This window comes from Arthrobacter sp. K41 (assembly GCF_059089645.1).
The window spans coordinates 419198-439399 of record NZ_JBNHEW010000002.1; the positions used below are offsets into that span (position 1 = coordinate 419198).

Genomic DNA, 20202 nt, shown 5'->3' on the forward strand with positions numbered 1-20202 from the left:
CAAGCCTAGTCCCGCAGCGCCGGGCAGGTCGGCTACCGTGTCTCCATGACTACCGACGAGTCAGTGCCGCAGCGGCCGCTGGTCTTTGCCCACCGCGGTTCAAGCGCCGCCTTTGCCGAACATACCCGCGCGGCCTACCTGCAGGCGCTCGCCGACGGGGCGGACGGGGTGGAGTGCGATGTCCACCTCACGCGCGACCAGCACGTAATCCTCCTGCACGACGCCAGCCTGGACCGCACCTCGGACGGCACCGGGCCGGTGGCCGAGCGGACCCTGCGGGAGCTGCGCCGCCTGGACTTTTCATCGTGGAAGGGTGCGCGCATTCCCGAGATTTACGGTGCGCAGTCCGAGCAGTTCCTGACCCTTCCCGAACTGCTTGAGATCCTCCGCGGCGCCGGACGTCCTGTGGGGCTGGCCATCGAGCTGAAGCACCCCAGCCCGTACCAGCTCAAGCTGGAGGACCGAGTGCTCGAAGTCCTCCGAAGCGAGGGGTGGGACGCCAAAAGCTCAACTGTGGACAACATTGCGGTGACGTTCATGAGCTTCAGCCCCGAATCTGTCCGCCGCCTGCTGCGGTCGGTTCCGGCCGGGTACATCTGCCAGCTCGTGGATGATGTGGACGTGCGGGAGCTCCGTGAAGAGATGGGGTTGGGACTGATCACGGGCGGTGCGATCGCCAACGTGTTGAAGGCTGCGCAGCTTGAAGGTGAGCGCATCCTGGACCACGGCGAGGTTGGGCTGGCTGGTCCTGGAGTGGATTATGTCCGCCAGCACTCGGCCACCATCCGGCGATGGCTGGAGCGGGGCCGCCGTTTCCGGGTGTGGACGGTGGACTCGGAGCAGGACGTGGCGCTCTGCCAGGGCCTGGGCTTGCACGAGATCACCACCAACGTGCCGGCCCGCGTCCTAAGCCAGCTGCAGGTCGCTTCATCGCAGGCCGGGTAGGCCTGGCGGAGAATGCGGGAAGCCTGGCCGTTTCAGCGCCCCGCCACGCTTGTGGTTGAGTGGAGCCATGCCTTTTCCCCGGTCCGGCCGGGCCCGCCAGAGCCTTTCCGCTGCAGCCATGAGCGCCCTGCTGCTGGTGAGCGCCATGAAACACTTCCGCGATCCCGGCTTCTACCGCCAGGTAGTGCCCGACTACCTCTGCCTGATCGACCCGCGGCAGCAAGGAACGGGACACGTCGGCGTCGCTGACGCCGGCATTGCTCCCGCCAGTGGAACTGCTGCGTTCGACGGCGGCCACAAGTCCAGCGCCGGTCGGCCCTTCGCCGTCATGACCAGGGACGAATGGATTGCGGTGAGCGGCCTGCTGGAACTGGCAGCCGCCGTGGGCATCCTCGTCCCGGTGACGCGCAAAGCGGCCGCAACCGCCCTCACCGCCATGTTCACCGGGTTCCTGGCCGGTCATGCAGATGCCCTTCGCCGGGCCTACGGACCGCAGGGGACGCCGATGCAGCGCAAGGTGCACACCCTGCGCTTCCCGCTCCAGGCGCCGCTGATCCTCTGGGCGTGGAGCCTCCGCAGCCCGGGCTTGAGTCCGTGGCGGTGAAACTTCTGGCGTCCCCTGCCGTGCGTGTGGGACTCTCCATCAGCGTGGCCACCGGGCTGTACGGGATATCCTTCGGCGCACTCTCCGTCACCTCCGGGCTTGGCTTCTGGCAGACCCTGGCGCTGAGCCTGCTCCTGTTCAGCGGTGGCTCGCAGTTCGCCTTCATCGGGGTAGTGGGCGGAGGCGGCTCAGGCATCGCAGCGATGAGCGCAGCCACCCTTTTGGGTATGCGCAACGGCATCTACGGCATGCAGCTCAACGCCCTCCTGCACCCCACCGGGTGGCGCAAGTACGTCGCCGCGCAGGTGACCATCGATGAGTCCGCCGCCACCAGCACCGGCCAGACCGATCCCGCGGAGCAGCGCCGGGGTTTTTGGGCAGCCGGCATCGGGATCTACGTGTTGTGGAACCTCTTCACGGCGGTGGGGGCGCTCGCCGGAAGCGGGCTGGGGGACCCCCGGCAATGGGGACTGGATGGGGCAGCAGTGGCGGCGTTCCTGGCCCTTCTCTGGCCCAGGCTTAAGGGCCGAGAACCGATTGCGATTGCGGTGGTGTGCGCTGTGGCAACAGTGCTGGCCGTGCCGCTCGTGCCGGCCGGCGTGCCGATTCTGGTGGCGGCGGTTGTGGCCGCCCTTCTCGGGTGGTTCAGCCGCGGCCGGAGCGACGAGGGCCTGGAACCGGACGTGGAGCCGTACCGGGAGCACCACCGCCACGGGGCTCACCACAAGGAGGCCTACGACGAGCCCCGCAGTAAGGAGCCCGGCGGCCATGGCAAGGGCCACTACCCCGGCGGAGGAAGCAGTACTCCGGGGGCGGAGTCATGAGTCTCTGGGTATGGCTGCTGATTGCCTGTGTTCTGGCCTACGCGTGGAAGCTGGTGGGCTACTTCGTTCCGGCGAGGTTGCTGGAGAACCCCCGGATGTCGCGGGTTGCAGGCACCATGACGATCGGTTTGCTGGCGTCCCTGACGGTGGTTAACGCGGTGGCTTCAGGGCAGTCCCTGGCGGCTGATGCGCGGCTGGGTGCACTGGCTGCAGCAGCGATTGCGCTGGTGCTGCGGGCCCCGTTTCTCCTGGTGGTGGTGGCCGGAGCGGGAACTGCGGCGCTGCTCCGGATGTTGGGCTGGAGCTGAACCCCCGCCAAGAACATCATGCCGTTCTCTTTTCTTGCCCGTGGCGGGTTTGTACTATGGGATCGGCTAAGCAGTTGGCCCCGACGACCCGCATGAATGGTAACGATGGAAAATCAACTGCACGCGTCCGGGGCAAGGGCCGGAAGAACCCAGCAGCATAAGAATTCCCGATGGCGCGCGGGACTGCCTGCCAAACGCTTCTTTGCACGTTTCTCGAGTATTTCGGACGTCCCTGCCGAGGATTTGGAGGCCCTCTCCAAAAGTCTCAGGTTGGCCATGGACGTCGATCCGGCGTCGCAGGTTCCGGCGCTGCACGCCCTTGTAGGCCGGGAGATCCGGGCCAGGAGAGCGGCGGACAGCGACTAGCCAAGGCAGGGCAAGGCAGGATAAAGCAGGGCAAGGCAACGAGAACTCGGGGCCGGTGAATCGGGAGACGTCCCGGCACTGGTCCCGGCATCGTTAAGGGAAAGTGGTCAGGCTACCCCGTGCGCGGCGCGGTCTGGTTCACCTGACCGGCGCGAGCTTTCTTCAACTGCCAGCTCGTACCAGGCCTGGGCCCCGAACTCGGGCTCCGGGGTATCGAGGTTCTGGAAGAGGGCATCCAACAGTTTTGCCAGTTCCTCCGCCGGCAGGGTGGGAAGAACTTCCTCGGGGCCGCGCGGATCGTTGATGTAGTGGAAAAGCCTTGAACTGTTCATCGCGCTGCGGCCGCGGGCCGGAGGTGCAGGAACTGTGGCATGGGTGGCTCCATCTTGAAGGAACAGAGGCTGGCTGCGTAACCCACTTGAAGTGTATTGCACCCGCAGGAGGCCCACAATGGGGGATACCGGCGTCCCGAAGTCAGGATTCCTGGGGCTGGATCGGCTGCTGGCCGCTCAGCGAAGGAGCTGGCAGCGGCACATGGATTGGCAGCGGGCGGCTGGGCCGGACAGACCGGATGGCGTCCTCCACCAAGGCCAGCGGACGGCGCCACGCATCGGATCCGGGTTCCATCGTGTCCACCACTCCTATGAGCATTGCGAGCAGCCGGAACATGTCCGTCATGGAGATATCACTGCGCAGGCTTCCCTGGCCCTGGCCGCGTACCAGCAGCACGCCCATCGAGTCCATCAGCGAACCCGTGATGCCGGTCAGGAGTTCCCGGCGGCCGGCAACGGCTCCCAGGAGGTTGGCGTCCTCGCTGGCAGCGGCCATCAGGGCTTCCAGCACCCGCAGCAGTCCGGCGGCGGCGTCGATATCTGCCAGGGCGCCGTCCACGACGGGATCCACGGTGAGCCGCAGTTGCCGGTTGAGGGCTGCAAGCACCAGCTCTTCCTTGTCCGAAAAATTACGGAAAAGGGTTGCTGGACCCACCCCGGCTGTTGCTGCAATGGTCTGCAGTGGTACTTCCGGGCCAAACTCGCGGAAGCATTGGCGCGCCGCTGTGATGATCTTGTCCACGTTCCGCGCTGCATCGGCGCGGAGCGGCTTGCGGGCAACTGCGAGGCTCATGCCAAAAGGTTAGCAACGGAGCCTCCGGCGTTCACCGTTACTGGAGGGTAGGGGGTTTTGTGACGATGCCGCCGGGCTTCCTGCGCTGCGGTGCAGCCGGTGCCGTGGCACACTGGGCTTCATGCTGCTTGCGTTTTCTGTCGCCCCGTCCGGTACTCCCACCGAAGGTGCCCGGCCCGCCGACGCTTCCGTTCACGACGCCGTTGCCGCCGCCGTAAAGATCGTCAGGGAATCGGGGCTGCCCAACAAGACCGACTCCATGTTCACCACCATCGAAGGCGAATGGGATGAGGTGTTCGACGTCGTAAAGCGCGCCACTGAGGCGGTGGGACATTACGGCAGCCGCGTTTCACTGGTCATCAAGGCGGACATCAGGCCCGGCTACTCGGGGGAGCTGACCGCGAAAGTGGAACGCCTCGAAGAAGCGCTTACCGACGGTTCCTGAACCCGGGCGTGCCGGCCGCCGTCGTCGGCTAATAACTCTGGACCCGCGCGTGGCCGCGTGCCAAACTGTGCCCATGTTTGAGCACAAGCCCCGGCCGGAGTGGATTGCAACGGAGCAGTTCCTGTCCGACGTCGTAGTCCACCCGGATCCCGCCGTGCTCCGCGCAGTCCAATCCGCCGCCGCTTCAGGCATGCCGGCCATCGAAGTGGCACCAAATGCCGGCAAACTCCTCAAGCTTCTGGTTCAGCTCTCGGGCGCCCGCCGGATCCTGGAAATAGGCACCTTGGCCGGTTTCAGCACCATCTGGATGGGGCAGGGCCTGCCCGACGACGGCACGTTGGTTACCTGCGAGTTCCTGCCGAAGCATGCCGAAGTGGCCTGGGCCAACATCGACTTTGCAGGCTTGGGGCAGAAAGTCGAGATCCGGCTCGGACCAGCCTTGGACACCCTGGCGGCGTTGGCGGAGGAAGACCGGGAACCTTTCGACTTCATCTTCATTGATGCGGACAAGGAGAACAACAGCCGCTACCTGGAGTGGGCCGTCCGCCTCGGCCGTCCGGGGGCGACAGTGGTTTTGGACAACACCATTTGGGAAGGCGCTGTGCTCGATCCGGGGATGGATCCGGTCAACGCGCAGGGAATTGTTGACGCCCTCAGGCTGCTGGGCGGGCATCCCAGGCTCGACGCCACAGTCATTCAGACAGTGGGCTCCAAGGGGTGGGACGGGTTCGCGCTGGCCCGTATCCGGTAGCCTCCCGGAGCGGAACTGCCGGGCTGGCTGGGTGTCCGAATTGGTAAGTATGCTTAGATTTATTCGCCGGCTGGTCCGCAGCCGGGCCCGGTGCACCAGTGGAGGAAAATAATGAAAGCTTCGCCCAGCCTTGCCGGCAACCTGCAAATGGTGCTCACGGACCTCATTGAGCTGCACCTGCAGGGTAAGCAGGCCCACTGGAACCTCGTGGGCACCAATTTCCGCGATCTGCACCTTCAGTTGGACGAAATTATTCTGGCCGCCCGTCTCTTTGCCGACCAGACGGCAGAACGGATGAGGGCTCTGCAAGCCCTTCCGGACGGCCGGAGCAGCACGGTTTCGGCGGGCAGCCGGCTGGAGGAGTTTCCGCAAGGGCTGACCAGTACAAAGGACACCGTCAAACTCGTTACCGCCCGGCTCGAACGCACGGTCCAGACGATGCGGGACGTCCATGATGAAGTGGACGAGGAAGACCCCACCAGCGCCGATCTGCTTCATGCCGCGATTGAACGCCTGGAGCAGCTGGCCTGGATGGTCAACGCCGAGACCATGGCAGCCACGGCCCCTGTCACGGAGCCTGCCTGATCCTTCCTGGGTGCCAGGAGAACTGGTACGGACACACGAAGAGGGGCTGCCGCGGTGTCCGCAGCAGCCCCTTGCCAGGCCCGGTTTTTGCCGGTCGGCTTATTCTTTCCTGAAAGCGTCCTTGATTTTTTCGCCGGCCTGTTTCAGGTCCGCTTTGGCCTGGTCCATCTGGCCTTCAGCACGAAGGCCCTCGTCGTTGGTGGCCGCGCCGGTAGCTTCCTTGGCCTTGCCACTCAACTTTTCAGCGGCGTTGTCAATCTTGTCGTCCAAACCCATGGCGGTTCTCCCTTCGGCGGATGGCCGGCGGACGTATACCGCCGGCCATGCCTTATGCTAACCAGCCGAAGGCAGCTTCAACAGGCCCGATCGGAACGTCAGACCAGGTCGGGCGCGCTGGCAACAATGTAGTCAGCAGCGGCTGGACCGGTCATGGACAAGTTGTTGCTGTCCGGGCTAATACCCTGTGCCTGCAGTGCATCCCAGAGGGCTTCCGGAGCCTGAAGCGGGGCTTTTTGGAGCAGGCACCAGCTCGTATAAAGCCCGTACAGCTCATCCCGTCCGAGGCCCAGTCCGGGTTCCCTGTCCGCGACGACTGCTTCGGCGATGAATTGTTCAAAATGTGTAGCAGGCATTGTTCGCTCATTCGGGGTCGACCGTGATGCCGCCGTATCTGCTTCAGCGGACCTGCAGGCTCCGGGAAGCCAAGCAGAGTAATCATGAAGGTATGGCAGCTGAGCTCACTTTGTCCAGTCGGCAGTCCCGCCGCTGCATTCGAGGGGGCCGACGGCGACTGGGGGGACTGGCCTCGGTCTCAGAAGAGGCCATCTCACCGCCGACCCCGCCTTCGCCCCGGGCCACCTTGTTGACCCGGGAAACCTGAACAGGACCTCCAAGACAATTTTCCCCCATCTTGAAGGTCCTGCCTAGTCCCCGGACACAACGGCGAACGCCTGCCTGCCGTTGTCTCCCTGGTCCTTCCGGTCAGTCGCGGCCCGTGCCGCGTTCGCGCAACTTGTCCCGCACCCGGTCGCGGTGAGGCTGAGCAGGCTGGTCGTCATTCCGGTCCTGGTTCCCGTTTTGGCCCGGTTCCGCATCCTTGCCGTTCTGCGCGCTGTACTTCTCACGCAGTTCCCGTCCGTGCTGGATGTCCTCTTCCTCCTGCTTCTGCATCTTCTCGCTCTTCTTGGTGTCGCGCGGCGGCAGCTGAATGGTCTCTTCAGCCTCGATGCCGGCCTGGAGCTGGCGGCCCCGTTCCATCTCGGCGTCGAACTCAGCGCCGAAGAGCAAGGACATGTTCAGGATCCACAGCCACAGCAGCATTACGATCACGCCGCCCAGGGCGCCGTACGTCTTGTTGTAGTTGCCGAAGTTGCCCACGTAGAAGCCGAAGCCCAATGAGGCCAGCAGGAAGACGAACAGGGCAATGCCTGAACCAAGGCTCATCCACTTGAACTTGGGCTGCTTGACGTTGGGTGTCGCGTAGTAAAGGACAGCGATGATCACGATGATGAGCCCCACCATGACCGGCCACTTGGCGATATCCCAGATGGCAAGGAAAACACCACTGAGGCCAATCAGGCCACCAACCGCTTCCGCCACGGGGCCGCTGAGCACCAGCATGCCGGCCAGGATCGCGATGATGACTACCGCCAGAAGGGTTACCACCAGCATGGTGCCGCGCAGCTTGACGAACGGCCGCCCCTCATCCACCTCGTAGACGCGGTTCATGGCACGGCCGAAAGCACCAACGTATCCGGACGCGGACCATAGAGCGGTGGCGAGGCCGAGGACCAGGGTCAATCCTGCCGCCGGTGCGTTTGCCAGGTCCGAAACGGTGCCGCTGACGGTGTTGACGGTCTCGGCAGGGGCGAAACCGCGCACGATCTGCAGCAGGGCATCGGTGGTTTTCTGCGGGTCGCCGAAGATTCCGATCAGCGAGACGAGTGCGAGTATGGCCGGGAACAGCGAGAGCACCGCGTAATACGTCAGTGCAGCAGCAAGGTCCGGACACTGGTCTTTGCTGAACTCACGCAGCGTCTTCCTGGCAATGTATTTCCAGTTCGGCTTGTCCAGGTCCTTTGGGCTGTCAGGTTTCCGGGAATCATTTGGATCCGGCGCCTGGCGTGCTTTGGCCGTGCTGCTCTCGGATGCGTCATGAGTGGCCATGGGGTGTCCTCTCGATAAGGGTGCTTAATCTGAGAAGCCGGCTCCGCGCGGTGGCGGGGCCGGCCTCTCAGATGGTGCTCGTGCCTTTTAGTGCCGCGTTAGTGGCGGGTCAGGTGTTTTGGACGTTGGTTTTGGCGTCGGTGGCGCGGTCTTTGACGTCGGTGACGGCGCTTTGGCCTTCGTTTTTGACGTTTTGGGCGGCGTCAGCGGCGGTGGCCTTGACGCTTTGCATGGCTTCCTGTGCGGGTTCCTTCAGGTCCTGGACGACGTCTTTGGCGGCGTCGGTGACCTTTCCGGCCAGGGGTTCGGCAGCGGTTTTGAGCTGCTGGGCCGCTTCGCGTTCTTTCTGGCTGGCCGGGATCAGGGAGGAGATGAGCATCCCGGCGCCGAACGCGATCAGCCCGGCGGCCAGCGGGTTGCCCTGGGCCTGGGCTTTGACCTGTGCCGGTGCGTGGGAGATCGCGGTTCCGGCGTCGGAGAGTTTGGCGCTGACGTTGTCCTTGGCCCCGTGCAGGGTATCGCCGGTGCTGTGCAGGGCGTTCCCGGTGTGCCCGGTCCCGGAGGAGACCTTGTCCTGGACTGTGGAGGTGGCCGAGGTGACCTTGTCCTGGACGGTGGAGGTGGCGGTGTCTGCTGCTCCCATGATTTTCTCCTTAACCCCGCTGACCGCGTCCTTCACTGTGCTTGTGACTTTGTCGGTCTGGCGCTGGACAACGTTGGCCGGGGTGACCTTGTCCGCTACCGCGTCGACGTTGGTGCCGAGGCGCGCACGGGTTTCTTCGATTTCCTGACGGATTGCATCCGGGTTATCGCTCATCGGTTTACCTCACCTGGTTTTAGGGTTGGGGGAATTTCAGAAAGTGTTTCGCCCGTCTGGGGCAGGCCCTGGATCTGCTTGAGTTCCTTGCGGCCGATCGAGGCCAGGACCGCGGCGATGATGCCCCAGATCACGGCGACGATCACAGCGGCCCAGCCCAGCGGCATCAGCGCGCCCAGGGCGAACATCAGCCCCAGGGACAGGAACAGAAGGACGAAGTGCCCGGCCACGCCGGCGCCGGCGAGCATCCCGCCGCCCTTGCCTGCCTTCGTGGCGGACTGCTTCAGCTCAGCCTTGGCGAGAGCGACTTCCTGGCGCATCAGGGTGGACAGATCACGGGTGACATCACCAAGCAACTCACCCAGGGACGCGTTGTCCGCCTTCACATGCGCCTCACTCGGAGCAGGCTCCGGAATTTGGCTACTCATCAGAGCCCGCCTGCCTGCCCGCCGGCGCGGCGGTCGCGGGCGAGGGGATCGTCATCCAGCGGATCAGCGGCAAGCCGGGGGTCACCCAAGGGGTCCTCGGCTGTCCGGGTTCCGGACCAAGGCTCCTCTTCCACCAGCTGGGGGCTGTCCAGCGGGCTGGCGGGACGCCCAGCCGCGGAATAGCTGCTGCCGGGCGCGCCGGCATCGTAACCGGCTGTGGTGGCCGGACCGGGGAGCTGGACCGGAGGAGGAGGGACCGTTCCACCGGCAGGGGTGTAACCCTCGGTGTACTGGTCGCCGTAGGGGCTGGAGTACTGGCCGGCCAGTCCTGCCGTACCAGCAGTGCCGGTGGTGGATGAGGTTTCGGTGGTGCCTGCGGTGAGGCCGCGGGTCAACCGGCCGGCCAGGACGCCGGCACCTGCGGCCAGCAGCAGGAAAGTGCCGGGCTTGTTGCGTGCGAACCTCTGGACTTCACCGAGTAGGTCACCCGGCTGCTTGTTCTCAAGCCAGGACGCCACTGATTCGCTGCGCTGGGCCGCCTGGCGGATCAAGTCGCTGGCCAAGCCCTGCTGATCCGGTGCCTCGGCCATGCTCTGCAGCTGGCCCGAGATGGTCCGGATGCCTTCGGCGGCCTTCTGCTGCTGCGTTCCGGCCTGGCTGGAAAGCCCGGACTTCGCCTGGGACAGCAGGTCCTGGGCGGTGGACTTCGCTTCGGAGGCAACGTGGGCTGCTTCTTCCTTGGCGGTCTGGGCTACATTCTGCGCGGAGCCCTTCGCGGTGCGTGCAACATCAGCTGCTTCTTCCTTCGCTGCTTCCTTTCGGGACCCGGAGGCATCACCGGCGGGTGCATCTCCATATGGTGGAGTGGCGGCGGACGGGAAAGTGGTGGCGCTTCGCTCCCCTGGAATTCCTGTGGAGGCCGGCGGAGCCGTGTAGGCGGGATCCTCGGGCCATTGGTTCTCTGTCATCTTCGCTCTCTCTTTCCAAGAAGGCCGGTTGTTGATCAAGAACCAGCGATACTGGCCCTAAAATAATAAGCATGATTACTAATAAAAGGTAAGTACGCTTGCTAAGCGAGTTATAAACGGTTCCAAAATTGTCAGCCGGAATGGCTCTGCCGGCCCGGGTCACATCGAAGTGGAAGTGGTGGGTAATTTGGAAATAGCTCCGTGGGTTTGGGTATTGGTGGCCGTAGTTGTGGTGGTGCTGATTGTGCTGCTGCTGCTTGCAACAGGACGGCGCCGAAAGGCCATCCAGCAAAAGCGGGATGATGCGCATCGCCAGAAGGCGGCGGAGATCCGCCGTGAAGCCGAAGACAGGGAACTCGATGCCCGGGAGCGCGAAGCGAAAGCGACGCGGGCCAGGGCGGACGCCGAGCAGGCGCAGGTTGAAGCAGCCCGGTTGCGGCAACAGGCAGACCAGCAGGCAAATGAGGCCAAGGCCCTGCGCGACGATGTGAGCGAACGGACGCGGAAGGCGGACGAGCTCGACCCCGACGTCAGGGGCAGCCGTGACGGCGCGGGCAATAATACCCACCGGGGCGCCACTAATCCCGTCACCGCGGACCGTGAGGGTGCCCAAGATGAATGGCGCAACGACGGCGCCAACCCCGGCCGGGGCGGCGCGCACGTGGATCGCGAGGACCCCCGTTCAGGCATCTAATCCGCCGGGGGGCGCGCCGGCGGATTAAGGCTGGGCTTCACCTGGCTCCTGACAGGGTTACCCGCCTCGGTTTCAGGGCGGGGGAGGGGCTGATTCCTTTCCCCGCCGCCAAGCCGTCCAGCACGTCCAGGACTGCCGCTACGGATGAAATTTTCGCTTCCCAGCCCAGGATCCGGCGGGCCCGGCCGGTGTCCATCACGGGGACTCCCGCTGCCATCTCCACCCAGCCGGAATCGGTGGGCAGCAGCCGGAGCCGCCAGGCAAGGCCCACTGCTTTGTGGAGCAGGCCCATCGGGATGGGGAGGATTCTTCGGGCCTGGACGATCCGCCCAAGTTCCTGGGGTGTCAGGACCGGCTCGGCGGCTATATTGAACGCTCCGGAAGCCCGTTGATCGATCACCCGCCAGTAGGCTTCCGCTACGTCGTCCGCGTGGACGGCCTGGAAAATCAGGTTATCCGGAGCGGGCAACAGTGGAAGCCACAGCCTCCTGGGCAGGAGCCGGGGGATCGCCGGTCCCAGGAAGTACCTTCCGATCTCGCTTCCGGCGTCGCGTTGGAAGATGAGCCCTGGCCGGAGCCTTGCGACGGCGATCCCCGGCTCCGCGGCCGCAAACCCGTCAAGGAGTTTCTCCTGCTCCGCCTTGTGGCGGCTGTAATGCGAGCCCGCCATGCCCCCGGCAGGCCACGCCTCATCCATGCGCCGGTCCTTGGGGGCCTTGCTGTAGGCACCGACGGACGACGCGCAAACGATCTGCTTGACCCCGGCCTTCCGCGCCGCTTCCAGGACATTGGCTGTTCCTGTCACGTTGGTCCGGTGCAGCTGGTCGAGGTCCCGGTTCGGCTGGATCTGCCAGGCCAGGTGGACAACGGCCTCCACTCCTGACAGGGCCGACTCCAACTTTGAGCGGTCGCGTTCCAAACCAACATCCAGCGTGTGCCATTCAACTCCCGCATAGGGTGCCCGTGAGGTGTCGGGCAGGCGCCTGCTGATCCCTGTCAATTGCAGGCTCCCAGGCTTCGCGGCCAGCTGGCCCTGGAGGTTCCGCAGCAGTGCTGTTCCGGCGTTTCCGCTGGCTCCGATAACGGCAATATGCATGGCAAAGGCTCCTTGGCGGGGGTGTGCGGATCGTCTTACATGCCGAGCCTAATACCGCCAAGGATTGTTTTATAAGCAACCTTATGATTTCCTACTGCTAAGTCTTGCCGCAGGCTTCGGAACCAGACCGAGGGAACCAAACGACAATGCCCGAACCACTGACCGCGCTTGCCGTGGACGTTACGCCTGTCCATGATCCATGCCCCGAAGCCCCTCAGGGCCGCTCCTCCGCCAAGGCGGGGCGGTTGCGGGAGACCTTCGAAAATGACCTCGTCCTGAGCTACCTGGACCTTGCCGAGGCCTTGGCCGCCCGCTTCGAAGCCCGGGGCCGGGAACGGGCAGACCTCAACCAGGTGGCCTATCTCGGCCTGGTCAAGGCCGCCCGCGGTTTCGACCAGAGCAAGGGTGAAAGCTTCCCCGCCTATGCAGCTCCAACCATTGCGGGGGAGTTGAAGCGATACTTGCGTGACCGCACGTGGGTGGTGCGGCCGCCCCGGCACATTCAGGACCTCCGCACCAGGATGTTCCGGGTTGAGCCGGAGCTGGTGCAGTCCCTGGGCCGGAATCCAAGCGTCGACGAACTCGCCGTTGAGCTGGGAACGGATGCCGCTGACGTGCAGGAAGCCATTTCTGCGTCCAGCAGCATGCACCCGGACTCACTGGACGCGGCAAACCCCCACAGTGACGCGCCGTCCATCGGCGAGCTGCTGGCCTGCCCTGAGACACCTCTGGAGCGGCTGGAAGACCTTGCCTGCCTGCGGGAGGCAATGCAGGACCTGGATGCCGCGGACAGGGAACTTCTCTACCGCCGCTATTTCTGCGAGGAAACCCAGGTGCAGTTGGGAAAGCGGCTCGGGATGTCGCAGATGCAGGTTTCGCGGCGGCTGGCCCGGGTGCTCGTTGAACTCCAGCGCAGGCTGCGCAGCAGCACCCTGAGTGACGGCGAACGTGAGGATCAGGAGCGCGCAACGGGGTCCACGGCTTCTGTAGCGGCAATCGGCCGTACTGCCGGCACCGGAGTTTCCGGCAAGATTTCCACCCGCCAGAGCGCGTCCCGGGCCCGGAGCAGCTAGCTCTGCAACGCCTGTCGTCCCGTCCCGGAAGCAGGTTCAGGGCCCGTCAGGGAAGCCTCAGATGCCCTATCTTGCCTGTTCAGCCGCCTCCCCGTTCACCAGTCGAAAGGCGAGAAAACCAGCGGCCCCTGTTTAGGAGCAGCAGCAGTGGGGAACAGTGAGGGTATGGGAAGCTCCGTAACCTCCAAGCTCCGCGCTGTCCTGTTCGACCGGGACGGGACCCTGGTGGTCGATGTGCCCTACAACGGGGACCCCCGCCTGGTCACACCAATGCCCGGCGCCAAGGCAGTCCTTGATGCGCTCCGTGCAGACGGGATAGCAACCGGAGTCATCAGCAACCAGTCGGGCATTGCCCGCGGCCTGATCACTGCAGCCGACGTTGCAGACGTCAATGCCCGGGTGGAGGAACTGCTCGGCCCCTTTGACGTGTGGGAGGTGTGCCCGCATTCCGAGCAGGACGGCTGCGCCTGCCGCAAGCCCGAACCGGGAATGGTGCACAGCGCCTGCCGCAAACTTGGCATCCAGGAATCGGAGGCAGCGCTCATCGGTGATATCGGCGCTGACGTCCGTGCTGCCGAAGCGGCAGGAGCAAGGGGAGTCCTGGTGCCCACGCCGGTGACCCGATCCGAGGAAGTGGCCGAGGCACAACTGGTGGCCCGGGACCTGGCCGAGGCCGTTTCGCTCCTGTCGGAGCGGCCCTGATGGGCCGCGTGCTGGTGGCACGCCTGGACAGCATGGGCGACGTTCTCCTGGCCGGGCCCGCCGTACGGGCCGTGGCCAACGGCCGGTTTCCCGATGGCAGCCGGCCGAACCACGTGGTGATGCTTTGCGGAAGGCAGGGCGAGGCAGCGGCAGGCATGCTGCCGGGCGCCGCGGAGGTCTACAGTTGGGACAGCCCGTGGATCATGAACCCCGCGCCCAAAATGACCGGACCCCATGCAGACAGGCTCATCGAATACGTCCGGAACTCCAGGATTACTGAAGCGGTCATCCTCACCTCTTTCCACCAGTCGCCCCTGCCGCTGGCGCTGCTGCTCCGGCTGGCCGGCGTCGAACGGATCACCGGAGCCTCCACTGATTACGCGGGCTCCCTGCTTGATGTCCGGCTCAAACCGGGCGAAGACTTTCCGGAGGACCAGCCTGAGGCGGAACGTGCTTTGGGTATCGCTGAGGCAGGAGGATTCCGCCTTCCACAGGGCGACGACGGAAAACTCCGCGTCACGTCCGTCCCCGATGTCCGCGGCCTCGTGGGTGAGGAACCCTACGTGGTTGTCCACCCCGGAGCCGCAGTCCCCGCCCGGGCCTGGCCACCGCTGCACCATGCCGCCGCCGTCGAACTCCTCCAGGGTGCCGGCCACCGCGTAGTAGTAACGGGCGGTCCGGCCGAGATGTCGTTGACCGCCACCGTCGCAGGGCCTTCCGCCCTGGATCTGGGCGGACGCACGGATCTCCACACCCTCGCTGGGGTCATGGCGGGCGCGGATGCCGTTGTCACCGGAAATACCGGGCCGGCACACCTCGCGGCGGCCGTGGGCACCCCTGTTGCGTGCCTCTTTTCGCCCGTGGTCCCGGCCATCCGCTGGGCACCGTACGGGGTGTCACTGGAACTGCTCGGTGACCAGAACGCGGCCTGCCGGATGACCCGCGCCCGTGTCTGCCCCGTTCCCGGCCACCCCTGCCTTGACTCCGTATCACCTGAAGAAGTGGTGGCCGCCGTGGAACGCCTGATCGGCGGAGTCAGCTCTTTCAGCACGCACGTCAGCACCCGTAGAAAGGCCCGCAACAGATGAGAATCCTGCTCTGGCACGTCCACGGTTCCTGGACGGACGCGTTCGTCCGCGGCCGTCACGAGTACCTCCTTCCCGTCCTGCCCGAAGGCGGTGCCTGGGGTCTTGGCCGTGCCGACAGGAACTGGCCCTCGTCGGTACGCGAGGTGGATTTGGCAAGCCTGGACGCCGACGCCGTTGACGCCGTCGTCCTGCAACGCCCTGAGGAAATCGACGAAGTTGCCCGTCTGCTCGGCCGGAGGCCCGGCGTTGACCTGCCCGCCGTGTACCTGGAGCACAACACCCCCAAAGTCGATTTCCCGTTCGCCCGGCACCCGCTCGCGGACCAGGACCGTATTCCCGTGGTGCACGTGACCCACTTCAACAAGCTTGCCTGGGACAATGGCTCAGCCCGCAGCCTGGTCATCGAACACGGGATTCCGGACCCGGGCCTGCTCTACACGGGGGAACTGCCCGAACTGGGCGTCGTGGTGAACGAGCCCATCCGCCGCGGCCGCGTGACCGGTACAGATCTGTTACCCGCTTTCGCCTCCGTGGCGCCGCTGCAGGTCTTCGGCATGAAGACTGACGGGCTGGCCGCCGCCGCAGGGATTGACGAGTCGCGGCTGACGGTACGCGGCGACCTGAAGACCCAGCAGCTGCACCGCGAACTGGCCCGGTGCCGCGTCTATGTCCACCCCATGCGGTGGACCTCCCTGGGATTGTCCCTGCTGGAGGCGATGCACTTGGGAATGCCGGTGGTAGCGCTGGCAACCACCGAAGCGCCGCGGGCGGTGCCGGCGGAGGCCGGGGCCGTTTCCGCCGATGTCGATGAGCTGCTGCGCTCCGCGCGGCGGCTGGTCGCCGATCCGGATGAGGCCCGACGGCGGGGCCTTGCCGCCCGTGAGGCTGCACTGGAACGCTACAGCCTGGGCAGGTTCCAGGACCGCTGGGATGAGCTCCTGGCGGACCTGGGCGGCCGGTCCCGGCACTCCTACAACGAACGCCTGGAGGAGAAGATCCTCGTTCCGGCGGGAGAGAGGAAGACCCCATGAGAATCTCCATGATTTCCGAGCACGCCAGTCCGCTGGCGGCACTGGGCGGGGTGGACGCCGGCGGTCAGAACGTGCACGTTGCCGCGCTGTCCGAAGCCCTGGCCAGGCGGGGCCACCATGTGACTGTCTACACGCGCAGGGATGCAACGGAGCTCCCGGCCAGGGTCCGCGTGGGAAGCCGCCTTGAGGTGGTCCATGTGGACGCGGGCCCCGCGCACCATGTCCCCAAGGACGAACTGCTGCCCTACATGGGAGAACTTGCCGACGGCGTTGCCAAGGACTGGAGCCAGCGGCCGCCGGATGTGGTGCACGGGCACTTCTGGATGTCCGGGCTTGCCGCACTGGACGCCGCCCGGCGGCCGAACCAGGGCTACCGGGTTCCCGTCATTCAGACTTTCCACGCGCTGGGCACCGTGAAGCGGCGGCACCAGGGGGCAGAGGACACCAGCCCCCTGGAGCGGCGCTGGCTGGAGCCCGGTGTGGGGCGTTCCGCCGACAGGATCGTGGCTACCTGCTCCGACGAGGTCTTCGAGCTCAAAGCCATGGGAATCACTACGGGCAAGATCTCCATTGCCCCCTGCGGTGTGGACCTCGGATTCTTTTCCGCAGACGGGTCGGTCGCGCCGAGGAAGCGCACCCACCGCATCCTTTCCGTGGGCCGCCTCGTGCCGCGCAAGGGAGTGGACCTGGTAATCCGGGCGCTGCCGCACCTGCGGGCGGCGGGTTTCGACGACGTCGAACTCCTGATCGTGGGCGGCGGCGGAGACTCCGGGGTGCTCCACGCGGACCCTGAAGTGCGGCGCCTCATGGATTTGGCAGCCGAACTCGGTGTGGCGGACCAGGTGAGCCTGCAGGGCCAGGTGTCCCGCAGCGAGATGCCCGGCATCCTCCGCAGCGCCGACGCCGTGGTGTGCGCCCCCTGGTATGAACCATTCGGCATCGTCCCGCTGGAGGCAATGGCCTGCGGCGTTCCGGTTGTTGCAGCCGCAGTGGGCGGCCTGCGTGACACTGTGGTTGACCACGGCACCGGACTGCACGTGCCGCCGCGGGACCCCGAAGCCATTGCATCGGCGCTCGCCCTGCTGCTGGAGAACCCTGCCCTGCGCGCTGAGCTTGGCAGCGCAGGCAAGAAGCGCGCCCGCACCAGGTATTCGTGGGACCGGGTCGCGGCCGAAACCGAAAAGGCTTACCAGCTGGCGGTGGCCGGGGCTTCCGCCGGCGTCGTCCCAATGGAAGGAGCGGCACTGTGACTGCGGAATCAACCGTGCGGGAAGCTGACCTGCACACTTTGCCAACAACTGACGCATTGCCTGCGGTTCTGCCCGGAGCGGCCTTTGTGGACCCCGACAGTGCGGAAGCGGTCCGCGTGCACCTGGACAACGTCGTACCCGCGCTCGAGTCGTTGCGGAGCCAGTCCGGCCGGCTTGCGGCCTGGGGCGTGGAGCTGGCCCAGCGCCTGCTCCGCGGCCAGCGCCTGCTCGCCGCCGGCAACGGAGGGTCGGCCGCCGAAGCCCAGCACCTCACCGCGGAGCTCGTGGGCAGGTTCGACGGCGAGCGGGTTCCGTTCTCCGCCATATCGCTGCACGCTGAGTCCTCGGCCGTTACCGCCATTGCCAATGATTACGGCTACGACGACGTCTTTGCCCGCCAGGTGCGGGCGCACGCCCGGTCCGGCGATGTGCTGCTTTTGCTGTCCACCAGCGGCAAGAGCCCCAACTTGCTGCGCGCAGCCGAGGTGGCCGCACGCCTGAACGTCACCACGTGGGCGCTGACGGGAGCCGGTCCCAATCCGTTGGCCGATGCCTGCGACCAGGCGGTGATGATTGACGCCCTCAATGCCAATGCCCAGGAAGGCCACCTCATCGCCCTGCACGCGATCTGCCGCGCCTTTGACCTGGAAGTTGCCCGGCACAGTTCCGCCGACGGCTGGAGCCTGCAGAACCAGGGCCTTCAGAACCGGGGTGCCCAGGCATGAGGATTGTCGTGGTTGGCGATGTCATGCTGGACGTGGACCTCTCCGGCGAAGCCACCCGGCTGAGCCCCGACGCCCCGGTACCGGTGGTCGACGTGTCCGGCGTCAAGCGCCGGGCCGGGGGAGCCGGGCTGGTGGCCCGGATGCTTGGCGAGGACAACTGGCCAGTCACGCTGGTGACGGTCCTGGGCGATGACGACGCCGGCCGGCAGCTTAAAGCGCACCTCGCCGGAGTGCGGCTCGTGACCGGCCCCAGCGGGCATGCATCACCGGTCAAGACCCGCGTGCGGGCCGGCTCGCATCCGGTGGTCCGGTTCGACCAGGGCTGTGAGAAGGCTCCCGTCCCCGAAGTGAGTCCTGCCATGCTGCGCGAGGTGGAGAAGGCAGGCGTCATCATTGTCGCGGATTATGGCCGGGGACTGGCGGCAAACCCGCAGTTGCGGGAGCTCCTTGCCCGGCTTGCCGGCCACGTGCCCATTGTGTGGGACCCGCATCCTGCCGGACCCGACCCGGTACCCGGCGTCGCCGTCGTCACCCCCAACTTCGCCGAGGCCCAAAAGGCTGTGCAGTCGCGGGGCCGGGACGCCGTGACGCGGCAGGATGGCGCGGACCGTGGGCAGACAGTTGCGGGAGATCCTGCAGCCGGGGTGGGCGCAGTCCTGCTCGAGGAATGGGGCAGCCAGGCTGTCCTGGTCACCAAGGGAGAAGAGGGCGCCGTCCTGTGCCGGCGCGACCAGAGCCCCCGGGCCGTTCCTGCGCCGCGGGTGGAAGCCGGTGATCCCTGTGGAGCCGGTGACAGGCTCGCCGCCAGCCTCGCCGTCCACCTGCTGGCCGGACGGGACCTGGCCGAAGCCGCTGAACTTGCGGTCCATGACGCTGCCGACTTCCTCGCCAACGGCGGGGTGTCCGCCCTTCCCGACACCAATGGACAAGCGCCGCAGCCAAAACCGCGCGTCAACGACCCCCTGCTGCTGGCCCGCGCTGTGCGCGAAAACGGCGGCAAGGTTGTGGCCACCGGTGGTTGCTTCGACCTGCTGCACGCCGGCCACGTCCGGTCCCTGGCGGCGGCCCGTGAGCTCGGCGACTGCCTGATCGTCTGCCTCAACTCGGACGACTCCGTCCGGCGGCTGAAGGGCCCGGAGCGGCCCATCATCGGCCAGCACGACAGGGCAGAACTGCTCCTGGCAATGGAATGCGTGGACGCCGTGATGGTGTTCGACGAAGACACCCCGGAGGCAGCGCTTGAACGCCTCCGCCCCGACATCTGGGTCAAAGGCGGCGACTACAAAGGTGCCAGCCTCCCGGAGGCCGGTCTGGTGGAGAGCTGGGGCGGGCGCTGCGTCACCGTGCCGTACCACCCCGCCCGTTCCACCACCGGCCTGGCGGATGCATTGGCCAAAGTCAGCTAAACAGGTCCGCGGCCGCGGCCGCAAACCCGGGTTGCCCGGCAAACGAGCGGTAGCCAACAAGTTTTGTACGTCCCATTCGAAAGGAACACCATGACTGCAGAGTTCAATTCACCCGGCCGTGTACTCGTGACGGGAGGGGCCTCCGGACTGGGGGCCGCCGTCGTCGACGCCGTCTTGAAGGCAGGCGGCACCCCGGTGGTGCTGGACCGCGACATCAGCAGCGTCTCGGCCGTAAAGGCTTTTGAAGTGGATGTGGCGGACAGGCTGGCCGTTGAGGCCGCTGTCAAGGAAGCCGCGGAGTCCCTGGGTGGGCTCGAAGCAGTGGTTACGGCCGCCGGAATCGACCGTTGCGGCAAGCTCGCGGATGTCGAGGCCACCGAGTGGGAAAAGGTCATCGGCGTGAACCTGATGGGCACTGTTTCTGTTGTCCGTGCAGCCCTGCCCTACCTCAAGGCCTCCCACGGCAGGGTGGTCACCATCGCCTCCACCCTGGGCAAGCGAGCCGTGGCCGATGCCACCGCCTACTGCGCCTCAAAGTTCGGCGTCGTTGGCTTCAGCCATGCGCTGGCCGCTGAGACCGGCGGCGAAATCGGCGTCACCACCATCATCCCGGGCGGCATGAAAACCCGTTTCTTTGATGACCGCACCGAGCAGTACAAGCCGCAGGACGACTCACGACTCAACGACCCCGCCAACACGGCGCAGGCAATCCTGTTCGCGTTGAACCAGCCCACCGGCTGCGAGGTCCGCGAAATGCTGATCTGCCACGAGGAAGAGGGCTCCTGGCCCTAAACCCCGATACTCA

The 20202-nt window shown here is 65.9% G+C and carries 25 protein-coding genes; 16 read left to right on the forward strand and 9 right to left on the reverse strand.

The features are described 5' to 3' along the window. Positions 1–45: 45 nt before the first annotated feature. From AC5RTE_RS06260 to AC5RTE_RS06275, 4 genes are all read left to right on the forward strand, one after another. Positions 46–945: a glycerophosphodiester phosphodiesterase gene (locus tag AC5RTE_RS06260; RefSeq protein WP_494040536.1), complete on the forward strand. Its 900-nt coding sequence runs from the start codon at positions 46–48 to the stop codon at positions 943–945. A 67-nt stretch (positions 946–1012) separates the two neighbouring features. Then, positions 1013–1549: a DoxX family protein gene (locus AC5RTE_RS06265; RefSeq protein ID WP_494040537.1), complete on the forward strand. Its 537-nt coding sequence runs from the start codon at positions 1013–1015 to the stop codon at positions 1547–1549. Beyond that, complete coding sequence (locus AC5RTE_RS06270) at positions 1546–2373, forward strand: AzlC family ABC transporter permease (protein WP_494040785.1); 828 nt, start codon at positions 1546–1548, stop codon at positions 2371–2373. Before AC5RTE_RS06265 ends, AC5RTE_RS06270 begins: the two co-directional genes overlap by 4 nt. Then, a complete protein-coding gene (locus AC5RTE_RS06275) occupies positions 2370–2681 on the forward strand; it encodes an AzlD domain-containing protein (RefSeq protein ID WP_494040538.1) in 312 nt (103 codons plus the stop codon). Before AC5RTE_RS06270 ends, AC5RTE_RS06275 begins: the two co-directional genes overlap by 4 nt. 473 nt (positions 2682–3154) lie before the next feature. On the opposite strand, the gene AC5RTE_RS06280 is transcribed toward AC5RTE_RS06275, so the two are convergent. Both AC5RTE_RS06280 and AC5RTE_RS06285 read right to left on the reverse strand, forming a co-directional pair. Then, positions 3155–3379, reverse strand: a complete 225-nt coding sequence (locus AC5RTE_RS06280) for a hypothetical protein (protein WP_494040539.1) — start codon at positions 3377–3379, stop codon at positions 3155–3157. 142 nt (positions 3380–3521) lie between these two features. Continuing rightward, positions 3522–4172, reverse strand: a complete 651-nt coding sequence (locus AC5RTE_RS06285; protein WP_494040540.1) for a TetR/AcrR family transcriptional regulator — start codon at positions 4170–4172, stop codon at positions 3522–3524. 121 nt (positions 4173–4293) lie between these two features. Here AC5RTE_RS06285 and AC5RTE_RS06290 point away from each other — a divergent pair, with 121 nt between their 5' ends. The 3 genes from AC5RTE_RS06290 (at position 4294) to AC5RTE_RS06300 (ending at position 5953) form a co-directional block, all read left to right on the forward strand. Then, entirely contained in the window at positions 4294–4617 is a 324-nt protein-coding gene (locus AC5RTE_RS06290; protein WP_494040541.1) for a thiamine-binding protein, read from the forward strand. Between the two features lie 73 nt (positions 4618–4690). After that, positions 4691–5368: an O-methyltransferase gene (locus AC5RTE_RS06295; protein WP_494040542.1), complete on the forward strand. Its 678-nt coding sequence runs from the start codon at positions 4691–4693 to the stop codon at positions 5366–5368. Between the two features lie 111 nt (positions 5369–5479). Then, the gene (locus AC5RTE_RS06300; protein WP_494040543.1) at positions 5480–5953 is read left to right on the forward strand and encodes a Dps family protein; all 474 of its coding nucleotides are present in this window, start codon (positions 5480–5482) and stop codon (positions 5951–5953) included. A 99-nt stretch (positions 5954–6052) separates the two neighbouring features. Here AC5RTE_RS06300 and AC5RTE_RS06305 read toward each other — a convergent pair whose 3' ends face one another. The 6 genes from AC5RTE_RS06305 to AC5RTE_RS06330 form a co-directional block, all read right to left on the reverse strand. After that, complete coding sequence (locus tag AC5RTE_RS06305) at positions 6053–6229, reverse strand: CsbD family protein (protein ID WP_494040544.1); 177 nt, start codon at positions 6227–6229, stop codon at positions 6053–6055. Between the two features lie 98 nt (positions 6230–6327). Next, positions 6328–6585, reverse strand: a complete 258-nt coding sequence (locus AC5RTE_RS06310) for a hypothetical protein (protein ID WP_494040545.1) — start codon at positions 6583–6585, stop codon at positions 6328–6330. 349 nt (positions 6586–6934) lie between these two features. Beyond that, the gene (locus AC5RTE_RS06315) at positions 6935–8119 is read right to left on the reverse strand and encodes a YihY/virulence factor BrkB family protein (protein ID WP_494040546.1); all 1185 of its coding nucleotides are present in this window, start codon (positions 8117–8119) and stop codon (positions 6935–6937) included. Positions 8120–8228: 109 nt separating this feature from the next. After that, complete coding sequence (locus AC5RTE_RS06320; RefSeq protein WP_494040547.1) at positions 8229–8936, reverse strand: DUF3618 domain-containing protein; 708 nt, start codon at positions 8934–8936, stop codon at positions 8229–8231. Beyond that, entirely contained in the window at positions 8933–9364 is a 432-nt protein-coding gene (locus AC5RTE_RS06325; protein ID WP_494040548.1) for a phage holin family protein, read from the reverse strand. Before AC5RTE_RS06325 ends, AC5RTE_RS06320 begins: the two co-directional genes overlap by 4 nt. Then, positions 9364–10332, reverse strand: coding sequence for a hypothetical protein (locus AC5RTE_RS06330; RefSeq protein ID WP_494040549.1), 969 nt, complete (start codon positions 10330–10332; stop codon positions 9364–9366). Before AC5RTE_RS06330 ends, AC5RTE_RS06325 begins: the two co-directional genes overlap by 1 nt. Before the next feature lie 187 nt (positions 10333–10519). Here AC5RTE_RS06330 and AC5RTE_RS06335 point away from each other — a divergent pair, with 187 nt between their 5' ends. Further along, positions 10520–11026 carry a hypothetical protein gene (locus tag AC5RTE_RS06335; protein WP_494040550.1) on the forward strand — a complete coding sequence of 169 codons (507 nt, stop codon included), beginning with the start codon at positions 10520–10522 and terminating at the stop codon, positions 11024–11026. A 37-nt stretch (positions 11027–11063) separates the two neighbouring features. Here AC5RTE_RS06335 and AC5RTE_RS06340 read toward each other — a convergent pair whose 3' ends face one another. After that, entirely contained in the window at positions 11064–12122 is a 1059-nt protein-coding gene (locus AC5RTE_RS06340; protein ID WP_494040551.1) for an NAD-dependent epimerase/dehydratase family protein, read from the reverse strand. Between the two features lie 146 nt (positions 12123–12268). Here AC5RTE_RS06340 and AC5RTE_RS06345 point away from each other — a divergent pair, with 146 nt between their 5' ends. The 8 genes from AC5RTE_RS06345 to AC5RTE_RS06380 all read left to right on the forward strand — a co-directional run bounded on the left by AC5RTE_RS06345 (position 12269) and on the right by AC5RTE_RS06380 (position 20189). Next, the gene (locus AC5RTE_RS06345) at positions 12269–13195 is read left to right on the forward strand and encodes a sigma-70 family RNA polymerase sigma factor (protein WP_494040552.1); all 927 of its coding nucleotides are present in this window, start codon (positions 12269–12271) and stop codon (positions 13193–13195) included. Positions 13196–13360: 165 nt separating this feature from the next. Next, a complete protein-coding gene (locus AC5RTE_RS06350; RefSeq protein WP_494040553.1) occupies positions 13361–13897 on the forward strand; it encodes a D-glycero-alpha-D-manno-heptose-1,7-bisphosphate 7-phosphatase in 537 nt (178 codons plus the stop codon). After that, positions 13897–14985 (forward strand): glycosyltransferase family 9 protein, encoded by a 1089-nt coding sequence (locus AC5RTE_RS06355; protein ID WP_494040554.1) that lies wholly within the window; start codon positions 13897–13899, stop codon positions 14983–14985. The genes AC5RTE_RS06350 and AC5RTE_RS06355 overlap by 1 nt, the downstream gene beginning before the upstream one ends. Next, positions 14982–16016: a glycosyltransferase gene (locus tag AC5RTE_RS06360; protein WP_494040555.1), complete on the forward strand. Its 1035-nt coding sequence runs from the start codon at positions 14982–14984 to the stop codon at positions 16014–16016. Before AC5RTE_RS06355 ends, AC5RTE_RS06360 begins: the two co-directional genes overlap by 4 nt. Further along, complete coding sequence (locus tag AC5RTE_RS06365; protein WP_494040556.1) at positions 16013–17266, forward strand: glycosyltransferase; 1254 nt, start codon at positions 16013–16015, stop codon at positions 17264–17266. Before AC5RTE_RS06360 ends, AC5RTE_RS06365 begins: the two co-directional genes overlap by 4 nt. Further along, positions 17263–17991, forward strand: a complete 729-nt coding sequence (locus AC5RTE_RS06370) for a D-sedoheptulose-7-phosphate isomerase (RefSeq protein WP_494040557.1) — start codon at positions 17263–17265, stop codon at positions 17989–17991. The genes AC5RTE_RS06365 and AC5RTE_RS06370 overlap by 4 nt, the downstream gene beginning before the upstream one ends. Further along, entirely contained in the window at positions 17988–19397 is a 1410-nt protein-coding gene (locus AC5RTE_RS06375; RefSeq protein ID WP_494040558.1) for a PfkB family carbohydrate kinase, read from the forward strand. The genes AC5RTE_RS06370 and AC5RTE_RS06375 overlap by 4 nt, the downstream gene beginning before the upstream one ends. A gap of 90 nt (positions 19398–19487) precedes the next feature. Next, positions 19488–20189: an SDR family oxidoreductase gene (locus tag AC5RTE_RS06380; protein WP_494040559.1), complete on the forward strand. Its 702-nt coding sequence runs from the start codon at positions 19488–19490 to the stop codon at positions 20187–20189. Positions 20190–20202: the final 13 nt, after the last annotated feature.